At 40.4% G+C, this 12,501-nt stretch carries 12 protein-coding genes; all 12 read left to right on the top strand.

The genetic code is table 11. The features are described 5' to 3' along the window. Positions 1-112 precede the first annotated feature (112 nt). Positions 113-1,150, top strand: a complete 1,038-nt coding sequence (locus M0Q46_03775; protein ID MCK9582727.1) for an inorganic phosphate transporter — start codon at positions 113-115, stop codon at positions 1,148-1,150. A gap of 18 nt (positions 1,151-1,168) precedes the next feature. Further along, positions 1,169-2,065 carry a phosphoribosylaminoimidazolesuccinocarboxamide synthase gene (locus M0Q46_03770; GenBank protein ID MCK9582726.1) on the top strand — a complete coding sequence of 299 codons (897 nt, stop codon included), beginning with the start codon at positions 1,169-1,171 and terminating at the stop codon, positions 2,063-2,065. Then, complete coding sequence (locus tag M0Q46_03765) at positions 2,055-2,522, top strand: phosphoribosylformylglycinamidine synthase subunit PurS (protein MCK9582725.1); 468 nt, start codon at positions 2,055-2,057, stop codon at positions 2,520-2,522. The genes M0Q46_03770 and M0Q46_03765 overlap by 11 nt, the downstream gene beginning before the upstream one ends. Beyond that, positions 2,519-4,936 (top strand): phosphoribosylformylglycinamidine synthase subunit PurL, encoded by a 2,418-nt coding sequence (gene purL, locus M0Q46_03760; GenBank protein MCK9582724.1) that lies wholly within the window; start codon positions 2,519-2,521, stop codon positions 4,934-4,936. Before M0Q46_03765 ends, purL begins: the two co-directional genes overlap by 4 nt. A gap of 2 nt (positions 4,937-4,938) precedes the next feature. Beyond that, on the top strand, positions 4,939-5,721 hold the full coding sequence (gene purQ, locus M0Q46_03755; GenBank protein MCK9582723.1) for a phosphoribosylformylglycinamidine synthase I: 783 nt from the start codon (positions 4,939-4,941) through the stop codon (positions 5,719-5,721). Between the two features lie 53 nt (positions 5,722-5,774). Beyond that, positions 5,775-7,121, top strand: a complete 1,347-nt coding sequence (purF, locus tag M0Q46_03750) for an amidophosphoribosyltransferase (GenBank protein MCK9582722.1) — start codon at positions 5,775-5,777, stop codon at positions 7,119-7,121. 30 nt (positions 7,122-7,151) lie between these two features. Next, a complete protein-coding gene (gene purD / locus M0Q46_03745) occupies positions 7,152-8,423 on the top strand; it encodes a phosphoribosylamine--glycine ligase (GenBank protein ID MCK9582721.1) in 1,272 nt (423 codons plus the stop codon). Positions 8,424-8,433: 10 nt separating this feature from the next. Continuing rightward, positions 8,434-8,964, top strand: coding sequence for a 5-(carboxyamino)imidazole ribonucleotide mutase (purE, locus tag M0Q46_03740; GenBank protein ID MCK9582720.1), 531 nt, complete (start codon positions 8,434-8,436; stop codon positions 8,962-8,964). After that, positions 8,965-9,495, top strand: a complete 531-nt coding sequence (pyrR, locus tag M0Q46_03735) for a bifunctional pyr operon transcriptional regulator/uracil phosphoribosyltransferase PyrR (GenBank protein ID MCK9582719.1) — start codon at positions 8,965-8,967, stop codon at positions 9,493-9,495. A 1-nt stretch (position 9,496) separates the two neighbouring features. Beyond that, on the top strand, positions 9,497-10,465 hold the full coding sequence (locus tag M0Q46_03730) for an aspartate carbamoyltransferase catalytic subunit (protein MCK9582718.1): 969 nt from the start codon (positions 9,497-9,499) through the stop codon (positions 10,463-10,465). Beyond that, the gene (locus M0Q46_03725; GenBank protein MCK9582717.1) at positions 10,462-11,751 is read left to right on the top strand and encodes a dihydroorotase; all 1,290 of its coding nucleotides are present in this window, start codon (positions 10,462-10,464) and stop codon (positions 11,749-11,751) included. The genes M0Q46_03730 and M0Q46_03725 overlap by 4 nt, the downstream gene beginning before the upstream one ends. A gap of 104 nt (positions 11,752-11,855) precedes the next feature. After that, positions 11,856-12,491 (top strand): dihydroorotate dehydrogenase electron transfer subunit, encoded by a 636-nt coding sequence (locus tag M0Q46_03720; GenBank protein ID MCK9582716.1) that lies wholly within the window; start codon positions 11,856-11,858, stop codon positions 12,489-12,491. The last annotated feature ends 10 nt before the right edge of the window (positions 12,492-12,501 follow it).

Raw genomic sequence — 12,501 nt, 5'->3', positions numbered from 1 at the left:
TTTAAGGAAATTATTGAAGAAATGGAGCGCGCTTTAGATAAATGCAACCAAACCGCAATGAACATAGAGTCAATGATTTTTAAATATAGTTAAACTCGGATAAGGAAAAAATATGCATTGTTTTTTTATACCACATATTCCGCTTTTTATTTGGATAGTTATATTTACCGCGCTTGCATTTGATTTTGCAAACGGTTGGCATGACACCGCAAATGCTGTTGCCACCGCAATTTCTACGAGGGTGCTTACCCCAAGTGTTGCCATAGCACTTTCTGCGGTTTTTAATTTTTCAGGTGCATTAATGAGTACAAAAGTTGCCAAAATGGTTGGTGGCGGTATTGTTAACCCCTCAATAATCAGCGGTGACATTGGAGTATATATAATTTTTTCAGCGATGCTCGCGTCCATAATTTGGGAGGTCTACACGGTTTTTAATGGTTTGCCAGTTTCTGGTTCGCATGCACTTATTGGTGGGCTTATTGGGGCATCGGTGGCCGTATTTGGGGTAAAAGTGCTTATGGCATCAGGTATTATCCAAATTTTTATCGCACTGCTTTTATCACCTATATTAGGTGTTTTACTTGGTCACACAATACTTAAAGGTGCCTATGCTGTTGCTTCGTTATTTAGGCCTATTAAGGTAAAAATTTTCTCCTCAATAATGCAGATATTTACTTCTTCTGCAATGTCGCTTATGCATGGCCAAAATGATGCGCAAAAGGTTATGGGTGTAATTACACTTTTACTTTTTTCGGCAGGCTATTTTGGCACAACAGATTTTAAAAGTGTGCATGTGCCAATTTGGGTTATGCTTGCTTGTGCCTGTACAATGGCAGCAGGCACAGCAATTGGTGGCCGCGCAGTAATTAAAACACTTGGCAGCAGACTTTCGCATTTAAGGCCAATTGAAGGTGCTTCAGCAGAGCTTTCTGCAGCTGCGGTAATTGAAGGTGCTTCACTTTTGGGGCTTCCCATAAGTACCACTCATACAATGACCGGCAGCATTGTTGGTGTTGGAGTAGCAAAAAGGGTTAAAGCCGTTAAGTGGGCAACCGGTCTTAAAATACTTTATGCTTGGGTATTAACAATGCCGGTAGTTGCAATAATTAGCGCTATATTTGTGCGCCTAATACTTTTGATATTTAAATGATTTAAAAGGTTATATAAGATGAGTGGCAATTTGCAAAATACAAATATTGGCTTAAAGCTATTTCATCGCGGCAAGGTGCGTGAGCTTTACGAGTTTGATAAGGACTTCCTCATTGTTGCATCCGATAGAATATCCGCTTTTGATTATGTTTTACCGACTACAATACCCGATAAGGGTAAGATATTGCACAAGCTTTCACTTTTTTGGTTTGATTTATTGCAAAGCGTAGTTCCAAACCACTTAATTACAGGCGATTTTGAACAATTTCCAACAAAGCTTAAAAAAATACAAGAGTTGCGTGACCGTTCTATGCTTGTCAAGCGTGCAAAAAGAATTGATGTTGAGTGCATAGTGCGCGGCTATCTTGCCGGCTCTGGATGGAAAGAGTATAAAAATAGTGGCACAGTTTGCGGTATAAAGTTGCCAAGTGGTTTAAAAGAATCTTCAAAACTACCCAACCCAATATTCACCCCATCAAGCAAAGAAGAAGGTGGCAAACACGACGAAAATATCACTTTTGATGAAACTGTTCGTCGCATTGGCCCTGAGCTTGCCGCAAAAATAAAAGAGCTTTCACTTCTTGTTTACGCAAAAGCAAGTGCTTATGCACAAGAACGCGGTATAATTATTGCCGATACAAAGTTTGAGTTTGGCATAGTTGATGGCACGGTAATAATAATAGATGAAATTCTCACCCCAGATTCTTCGCGTTTCTGGGAAAGAGAAAAATATCGCGAGGGTTTTGCTCAAGATAGTTTAGACAAGCAGTTTGTGCGTGACTATTTAGAAAGCATTAAGTGGAATAAACAGCCGCCGGTGCCCTCTTTGCCCGAAGAAGTGGTAAGCAAAACGCGTTCAAAATACATAGAAGCGTATGAAAAAATAACAGGGAATAAATTTAAAAATGAAATGTAAAATTGAGATACGCAATAAAAAAGGATTTACCGATAAACATGGTGCCGCAGTGCGCCACGCTACAGCGGAAATAGGTTTAAGCCATACGCCAAAAAATGTAAGTTACACTCAGCTGTATGCGCTTGAAGGTGATATCAGCCAACATGAAGTGCGCAAATGTGTTTCGGAGTTGTTAATAGACCCGGTAACACAAGAGTACAAAATAACTTATGAGCAGCCTATTGCTCAAAAATCGGCAAAAGTAAACGGCCTTGAAATTTGGCTAAAATCCGGCGTAACCGATACGGTTGCGCAAAGTGTTGCAAAAGCTATAAAAGACCTTGGCATAGAAAAAAACATAACAGTAAAAACCGGTCATAAATATGTTTTTTCATTAGAAGTTAAAGAGCCAACAATTAAACTAATATGCGAGCGACTGCTTGCAAACACCATAATCCACAGATACGAGTTTGTATGAACGAAAACAAAACGATAGTTAACCTCTTGGAAGCTTCAGATAAACAACTTATGGCATTGAGCAAAAAAAACTGCCTTTCACTCTCACTTGAAGAAATGAAGGCGATAAAGACGTACTTTGCTTCTAAAAAAAGAAACCCAACCGATGTAGAGCTTGAAACACTCGCGCAAACATGGAGTGAGCATTGTAAACACAAAACGCTTGCAGGAACGGTTGATTACACCGAGGTAAGTGGTGGAAAAATAAAGAAAAAGAGATACAAAAACCTGCTCAAAGAAACTGTATTTAAGGCGACAAATGAGTTAAATTATAAATGGTGTATTTCTGTTTTTAAAGATAACGCAGGCGTAATAGAGTTTGATAAAAATTTTGGAGTTGCTTTTAAAGTTGAAACTCACAATCACCCATCTGCGCTTGAACCATACGGTGGTGCCGCAACCGGAGTTGGAGGTGTAATACGCGATATTTTAGGCGTAGGCCTTGGCGCAAAGCCGCTTGCCAACACAGATGTTTTTTGTTTTGGCCGGCCGGATTATCCGTGGTCAAAACTGCCAAAAGGTATGCTGCACCCAAAAAGAATTGCAAAAGGTGTTATCTCCGGTGTGCGCGATTATGGCAACAGAATGGGCATACCGACAGTAAACGGTGCTGTTTATTTTGACAATGGTTATACATCAAACCCACTTGTTTATTGCGGTACAGTTGGCATAATTCCAAAAAAATATGTGTTTAAAAAAGTAAGCCCTGGTGAGCTTGTGCTTGTTGTTGGCGGTAGAACGGGTAGAGATGGCATACATGGCGCAACATTTTCTTCAATTAAGCTTGATCAAGATTCCGATGTTACCGCCGTGCAAATAGGCAACCCCATTGTTGAAAAGAAAGTTATGGATACAATGTTAAAAGCGCGCGATTTAGAACTTTATAGTGCCGTTACTGACTGCGGTGCTGGAGGTCTTTCTAGCGCGGTTGGTGAACTGGGCGAAGAGTGTGGAGTTAAGGTTTATTTAGACAAAGTGCCTCTTAAATACGCCGGTCTTCGCCCGTGGGAAATTTGGGTTTCAGAAGCACAGGAAAGAATGGTGCTTTCTGTTCCTAAAAAAAATAAAGAGAAAATATTAGAGGTGTTTAGGGCTGAAAATGTTGAGGCCAATTTTATTGGAGAGTTTACAAACGATAAATGCCTGAAGTTAATTTATAAAAATGAACTTGTTTGCGATATGTCGATGAAGTTTTTGCACAAGGGTGTACCAAAACAAACAAACATTGCTTTTTGGCAGGTAAAAGAAGAAAAAGCACTAAAAGCAAGAAATGATAAAAATAAAAACTACGGTGCCGATTTAAAAAAACTGCTTGCTTCTTTAAACATCTGTTCGCGAGATTGGATAATAAGACAGTATGACCATGAGGTTCAAGGGCAAAGCGTTGTTAAACCTTTGCATGGATCAGATATAACAAAGCAAGGCCCGGGCGATGCCGCTGTAATTTGGCCGTACACAATTGACGGTATTGAAAGTGCCGCAAAGCATCGCGGCATAGCAATTTCAAACGGTATGAACCCTGAGTTTGGAAAGATTGACTCATACTGGATGGCGGCTTCTGCAATAGATGAGGCACTTAGAAATGCGGTTTGCGTTGGGGCAAACCCACAAAAGGTAGCCATACTTGATAACTTTTGCTGGGGGAACCCGTATAAAAAAGAAGTGCTTGGTTCTCTTGTTCGTGCGGCGCAGGCATGCTACGATTTTTCAAAGCTATATGGTGCTCCATTTATATCTGGCAAAGATTCATTGCATAACGAATATAAGGTTGGCGACAAGCATTATTCCATCCCGCCATCATTGCTTATATCGGCAATTGCAATAGTTGAAGATGTGCGTAAAACTCTAACTATGGATTTAAAATGTGTTGGAAATGCAATTTATTTAATAGGTGAAACAAAAGATGAACTTGGTGGCTCGCATTATTACAAAGAAAACGGCATAAAAGGCGGTATGTTGCCAAAAGTTGACGCAAAAAAATCGCTTGCGATTATGAAAAGAGTTTTTGAGTCAACTTCAAAGGGTATGCTTGCATCCTGCCACGATTGCAGTGAGGGCGGATTGGCGGTTGCGTTAGCTGAAATGGCTTTTGCAGGCAAAAAAGGTGTAAACGCCGATATATCTTGTTTGCTTAGTCAAGGGCTTGGCATAGAGTCGACTTTATTTTCAGAATCAAACAGCCGTTTTATTGTTGAAGTGGATAAAGGAAAAATTAAAGCGTTTGAGAAACATTTTAAGGATTTGAGTGTTGTTCATCTTGGTGAAGTTAGCAAAACCTCAGATTTTATCTTTAGGCAGAAACGCGATGGCACGATATTAATAAAAGAAAATATTGGAATGCTTTACAAAGTTTGGAGCGAAGGAATAAAGTGGTAATTATGGCAAAACCAAGGACACTTATAATTAGAACCGCCGGAACAAACTGTGATTACGAAACGAAAATGGCATTTGAACTTGCCGGCTCAACTACTGTGAGGGTGCATATAAATGACCTGATTTCTGGCAAGGAAAAACTTAGCAACTATCAGCTGTTAGCCATACCAGGTGGGTTTTCCTACGGCGATGATATTGCCTCCGGTAAAATTCTTGCAAATGAAGTAAAAAATAAACTGGGGGCGCAAATAAGAGAGTTTGCTTTTTTGGGTAAACCAATAATCGGTATCTGTAATGGTTTTCAAGTGCTTGTTAAAATGGGACTGTTGCCAGATGAAAAAACATTTTCGCAAAGCACCACACTTACTTTTAACGATTCTGATAAGTTTGAGTGCCGTTGGGTAAAACTGCAAAAAGCGCAAAAGAAAACCCTCTGCATCTGGACAAAAGATCTGCCCGAATTTATTGAATTGCCTGTAGCCCACGGTGAAGGCAAGTTTGTTGCTGCAAACAAACTTACACTTGAAGAACTTGAAAAAAATAATCAGGTGGTTTTAAGGTATAGCGACGGTGTAGCACCAACAGATAAATTCCCGCTTAACCCAAATGGTTCACAAAATGCCATTGCCGGTATATGCAATAAAAAAGGCAATGTTTTTGGCCTTATGCCTCACCCTGAAAGATACATTTGGAAAATTCAGCACCCTTCCAGAAAAGGCGTTGGTGCCAAAGGCGGGCATGGCGATGGCTTGCAAATTTTCATAAATGCCGTAAATTATGTAAAATAATACTTAGCCGCGTGGTTGCAATTAGTGAAAATTTAAGTAATAACAAAAACTCTATGTGCGGAATATTTGGCGTATTTAACCATCCAGAAGCATCAAAAATAGCCTATCTTGGCCTTTATGCAATTCAGCATCGCGGACAGGAAAGTGCCGGTATAGCTGTAAGTGATGGCGAAAGCATAAGCTCCGAGGTGCAAATGGGAGAGGTTGCGGCTATTTTTAATGCCGACAATCTTGGAAAGTTACGTGGAAGAATGGCAATAGGCCATGTGCGTTATTCCACCACTGGAGTTAGTTCAATAAAAAACGGCCAACCGCTTTTGATTAAATATGCAAAAGGCCAACTTGCCCTTGCTCATAACGGCAACCTTGTAAATGCCGATGAATGGAGAGTTAAGCTTGAAGCAAAGGGTTCTATATTTCAGTCCACATCAGACAGCGAAGTCGTGTTACATTTAATTGCTCACGCAAACGACAAACCATTTGAAAAGGCCATAGAGTATGCTTTAACAAAGGTTCGCGGTGCTTACTCAATGCTTTTTATGACACCGCAAAAGCTTGTGGCGGTTCGCGACCCTTGGGGTTTTAGGCCTCTTTGCCTTGGAAAGTTTGGCAACGGCTGGGTTGTGGCATCGGAAACCTGTGCTTTTGATTTAATTGGTGCAAAGTATGTTCGCGATATTGAGCCGGGCGAAATGCTTGTTATTGATAAAGATGGCCTGCATTCAATAAAGTTTGCAAAAACCGTTTCGCAAAAAGCACTTTGTATATTTGAGTTTATATATTTTTCAAGGCCAGACAGCACAATTTTTGGCAAAAGTGTTCACACAGTGCGCAGAGAATTAGGCGCGGTGCTTGCAAGAGAGTGGCTTGCGAAAGGTTTTAAAGCCGATATAGTCATACCAGTACCCGACTCGGCAAAAAGTGCTGCCATCGGCTTTAGCAAAGAATCAGGAGTTCCTTTTGAGTTGGGTTTAATAAGAAATCATTACATAGGCAGAACATTTATAGAACCAAGCCAGCATATTCGCGATTTTGGAGCAAAAATAAAGTACAACCCCGTGCGCGATATATTAAAGGGAAAAAGTGTTGTAGTTGTAGACGACTCTATAGTGCGTGGCACAACAATGCGCAAACTTGTAAAAATGATTCGTGATGCGGGCGCAAAGCAAGTGCACCTGGCAATAAGTTCTCCGCCAATAATAGGGCCTTGCTACTACGGAATAGACACACCAGATAAAGACCAGCTTATAGCGGCACAAAAAACAATTGAAGAAACAAGAAAATATCTTAATGTAAACTCACTTCACTATCTTAGCGTTGAGGGTTTGTTAAATGCCACAAAGATGCCCTCGCATGACTTCTGCACAGCATGCTTCACCGGTAAATACAAGGTGAAGTAATCAGCCATAACCCAAAATAAAGGATCTCATATGAAAGTGTTGGTAATAGGTTCCGGAGCAAGGGAGCATGCTCTTGTCTGGAAAATAAACCAAAGCAAAAAAGTGGATAAAATTTTTTGTATTCCAGGTAATCCGGGTATTGCAAAAATTGCTCAATGCGTAGATATAAAAACCGACAATTTTTATGCTCTTGGCAATTTTGCGAAGGAAAACAATATCGGCTTAACCGTTGTAGGGCCTGAAGTCCCTTTGGTAAATGGTCTTACCGATTATTTTGAAAGCTTAGGCTTAAAAGTTTTTGGGGCAAATAAAGCTGCGGCAATGTTTGAAGGCAGCAAGGCATTTTCAAAAAACTTTATGCAAAAATATAAAGTGCCCACCGCAAAATATGGTGTGTTTACAAATATAGAAAATGCGGAAGTTTTTTTAGATAGTTTTCCGGAAAGCGACAAAATTGTTATAAAAGCGAGCGGCCTTGCCGCCGGTAAGGGTGTTGTAATATGTGAAAACTCAAAGAATGCAAAAGAGATTGCAGGAGAGTTTTTAAGTGGCAAAGCTTTTGGCGTAGCAGGTAAAGAAATTGTAATAGAGGAATTCTTAAATGGGGAAGAGGTATCGGTTTTAATATTCACCGATGGCAAAAACTACTCTATAATGCCCGCTTCTCAAGACCACAAAAGAGTTTTTGACAATGACCAGGGCCCAAACACAGGCGGTATGGGGGCGTATTGCCCTGCACCGATTTTCACAAATGAGTTAAAGAAAAAAACTGAAAGATTAATTATAAAACCTGTGCTTGACGGTTTGCGCAAAGATGGCATAAATTATAAAGGTGTTTTATACATTGGCTTGATGATAAATAATTCTGAGCCATCGGTTCTTGAGTTTAACTGTCGTTTTGGCGACCCGGAAACACAGGCACTATTGCCATTATTAAAAACAGATTTTGTTGAAATAGCCCAGAAAATCAATGAAAATCAATTAGACAAAATAAACATAGATTGGTATAATAAATCGGTAGTATGTGTTGTACTATCAAGCGCTGGTTACCCGGGTGAGTACACAACAGGCCGGGTAATTAATGGCCTTGATAATGCATCAAAACAAGATGACATTCTAATCTTTCATGCCGGAACAAAAGAAGCAAATGGCGTTTTGCTAACCTCAGGTGGCAGGGTTCTTGGGGTAACGGCCATAGCTGAGAACATAAAAAGTGCTATAAAAAAAGTTTATGAAGCAGTAGAAAAAATTAGTTTTGAAGGTATGCATTACAGAAAAGACATAGCAAAAAAAGCGCTGTAAGGGTGAAAATATGAAGAAAATAAAAGTTGCAATAGTAGTTGGTTCCGACTCAGACCTGCCAATAATTGTTAACACTACAAAAATTTTGGAAGAATTAAGCATTGCATACAGCATAGCTGTGGCTTCAGCGCATAGAACACCCGATAAAGTAATAAAGTATGTGAAAGATTGTGAAAATGCCGGTGCTGATGTATTTATTGCTGCGGCAGGTATGGCTGCGGCGTTGCCCGGTGTGGTTGCCTCAAAAACATTAAAACCCGTAATAGGGTTGCCAATTGAAAGCAAAGCGCTTGGCGGACAAGACGCGCTGTTTTCAATAGTTCAAATGCCTCAGGGTATTCCGGTTGCAACCGTAGCCATAGGTAAAGCAGGTGCTGTAAATGCCGGCATTCTTGCCGCGCAAATACTTGCCATTAAAGATAACGAAATTCTGCAAAAGCTTATTTTATACAGAAAAAAATTGGCCAATAACGTAAACGAAAAAAATGCAAAATTACAAAAAGTTGGCATAGCAAAGTTTGTTGAACAAAACACAAAATAAATGGAAAAAATAATTGCTGGCAAAACCGAAATTACAAAAATTCTTAAAGCTCTTGCCGTGCAAATTGCAAAAGCAAACAAAGACCTAAGCTTGCTGGCGATTGTAGGTATTCAAACAAGAGGCAAGTACCTGGCAAAACGAATCGCTGAGTTGTTAAATACCACAAATAAAACAAAAATCCCTTTTGGGTTTATAGATACAACACTTTACCGTGATGATGTTGCCACAACATCGGCCACACGGGCTATAAAAGAAACCGACCTGCCATTTGAGGTTTCAGATAAAAAAATAATCCTGGTTGACGATGTTCTCTTTACAGGCAGAACTGTACGTGCCGCGCTTGATGGCATAATGGATTTTGGCAGGCCCAAAAGCATAGCACTTGCGGTATTGGTTGATCGAGGTAACAGGGAGTTACCCATAGCACCCGACTTTATTGGTATGGCAATTGTTACAAAACCAACTGACAAGGTTAAGCTTGAAGTTAGCGAGCTTGACGGAGCCGACAGAGTAATTCTTTTAAAGGATTAAAATGGAAAAAATCTCTGGGTTAAAAAGCAAAGATTTACTTGGTATTGAATTTTTAGACAAAAGCGAAATTGAATTAATTTTAAACACCGCCAAACCATTTAAAAACCTCTTCACCCGTTCCATCAAAAAAGTTCCCGCCCTTAGAGGTAAAACTGTAGTAAACCTGTTTTACGAACCATCCACCAGAACCCGCACATCTTTTGAAATCGCCTCAAAACGCCTCTCAGCCGATGTTGTAAGCATAGCTGTATCCTCATCAAGCGTAGTAAAAGGGGAAAGCCTTATAGATACGGGCAAAACTATGGAGGCAATGAAGGCCGATATAATAATAATCAGGCACAATTTGGCGGGTGCGCCTGCGATACTTGCCAAAAACCTAAACGCTTCAATAATAAATGCCGGTGACGGTTTTCACGAACACCCTTCTCAAGGGTTACTTGATGCTTACACAATGCGTGATAAAAAAAATAAAATTGAGGGCTTGACTGTACTACTGGTGGGTGATATTTTGCACAGTAGAGTGGCAAAGTCAAATATTTGGGCACTCACTAAGCTTGGGGCAAAAGTGAGTGTAGCAGGCCCACCGACACTTATCCCAAAAGGTATAGAAAAGCTTGGAGTAAAAGTGTTCTACAACATAGATGAAGCATTGGAAGGTGTTGATGTAGTAAACATTTTAAGAATACAGCTTGAGCGTCAGCAGGAAAATATGTTCCCGTCAATACACGAGTATGTTGAACTTTACCAAATGAATGCCCAACGCTTGCGTATGGCAAAGCCCGATGTGCTTATAATGCACCCTGGCCCAATGAATAGAGGCATAGAAATTTCCTCAGAAGTCGCAGATAGCCCAAATGCAGTAATAAGGGAACAGGTGACAAACGGCATAGCGGTGCGTATGGCAATTTTATACCTGCTTGGAAGCAAAAAACAAAATGGCAAGGCATCAGTTTTGGAGGCGGCACAATGAAGACACTAATAAAAGGTGGCCGCGTAATAGACCCGGCAAACAACTTTGACAAACAAGCCGATGTGTTAATTGAAGACGGCAAAATAGTCGCGGTTGCAAAAAACATAAAAGTTATTGCAGATAAAATAATAGATGCTACAAACCTTATAGTTGCGCCTGGATTAATAGATGTTCACACGCATTTAAGGGAACCCGGCAGGGAAGAAGCAGAAACAATCGCGACCGGTACTTGTGCGGCGGCAAAGGGCGGTTTTACGACAGTTCTTTGTATGCCAAACACAAAGCCGGCGCTTGATAATGCACCCGCGGTTGAGTTTATTTTATTAAAAGCTCAAAAAGAAGGGCTTGTAAATGTTCATCCGATTGGTTGTATAACGCGCGGTTCTGCCGGCGAAGAACTTGCCGAAATAGGTGTTCTAAAAAAGGCCGGTGTTGTTGCAATTTCAGATGATGGCAGCCCGGTTTCAAACTCACTTGTTATGCGCAGGGCGCTTGAATACGCAAAAATGTTTAACTTACCGGTAATTGCTCATTGTGAAGATAAAAATTTGGCAAAGAATGGCGTGATGAATGAGGGTTTCACATCAACGTTGCTTGGCTTGCGCGGCATACCGCCTCAGGCCGAAGAGATAATGGTCAGCCGCGATGTTATGCTTGCTCAACTTACAGGTGGGTATTTGCATGTGGCTCACATATCTACCGCCGGCTCTGTTGACATTGTTCGGCAGGCAAAAAAGAAAAAAATAAATGTTACGGCAGAAACATGCCCTCATTATTTTTCTTTAACAGATGAAGCCGTAAAAGGTTATAGCACAAGTACAAAAATGAACCCGCCGCTTCGTACCGCGGCAGATGTAGTGGCAATTAAGGCAGGGCTTGCAGATGGCACAATTGATTGTATAGCTTCAGACCACGCGCCACATAGCCGGGAAGAAAAAAGCCGCGAGTTTGACATTGCGCCTTTTGGAATAATAGGATTAGAAACAATGCTTTCGTTGTCGTTAATGTACCTTGTTGATAAAAAAATACTTTCGTTAAAACAATTAATTGCAAAGTTCACAGCTAACCCGGCAAAGATATTTGCTTTAACTGATAGGGGTTCATTATCTAAAGGTAAAAGGGCTGATATAACAATAATCGACCCTTCAAAGGTTTTTATCGCAAACAGCTTTATATCAAAAAGTTCCAACTCCCCTTATTTGGGCAAAAAATTAAAGGGAGTTGCCGCATACACTATAGTTGGGGGTAAGATAGTCTGGTCACACAAAGAAGGGATTATTTATTAACCATACGGCGCAATAGCTGTATCGCTCAGGGATATTGGAAAATAGTTTTTGATGCAAAAGAGTTATCCCGGCAATGTCTTCCCGGACAATTTTGTCAGATAAAAGTGCCCGGGGTTTTTTTACGCCGGCCATTAAGCGTTTCGCTTGCAAATGATGGAGCAGTAGAGTTTATCTACAGAATTGTTGGTGCTGGCACAAATTCTCTCGCAGAACTTAAAGTGGGTCAAAAACTTAGTGTGCTTGGCCCGCTTGGCAATGCTTATTTATTTTCCAATATGAAAGGCAAAACTCCAATACTTGTAGCTGGCGGCACTGGGGTTGCGTCACTTTCTTTTCTTGCCTCAAAACTTAAAACAAAAAGCATAGTTTTTTATGGAACAAAAACGGCAAAAGATATAATACAAATTGATTTCTTTAAAAAAATTGGATGTGAAGTGTTTGTAGCTACAGAAAATGGCTCGGTTGGAACAAAAGGTTTTGTGACGGACATATTTATGGAAATGTTAACCGATTATAAAAACCCAATTGTGTTTACTTGTGGACCCAATGCCATGATTAGTAAAGTTGCAGAAATTTGCAAAAAAAATAGAGTAAACGGGTATGCCTCACTTGAAGAAAAAATGGCCTGTGGTACTGGTGTTTGCCAAGGGTGCGTAGTTAAAATAAATGGCGAGTACAAGCGCGTTTGCGCCGACGGCCCGGTGTTTGAAATTAGCAGTATAATCCAAGGATTATATTGATAATTATATC

Source organism: Endomicrobiales bacterium, from assembly GCA_023228045.1.
Taxonomy (GTDB): Bacteria; Elusimicrobiota; Endomicrobiia; order Endomicrobiales; family JALOBY01; genus JALOBY01.
Note: the sequence above shows the minus strand (reverse complement) of the source record. Positions and strands in the feature narration are given on the sequence as shown.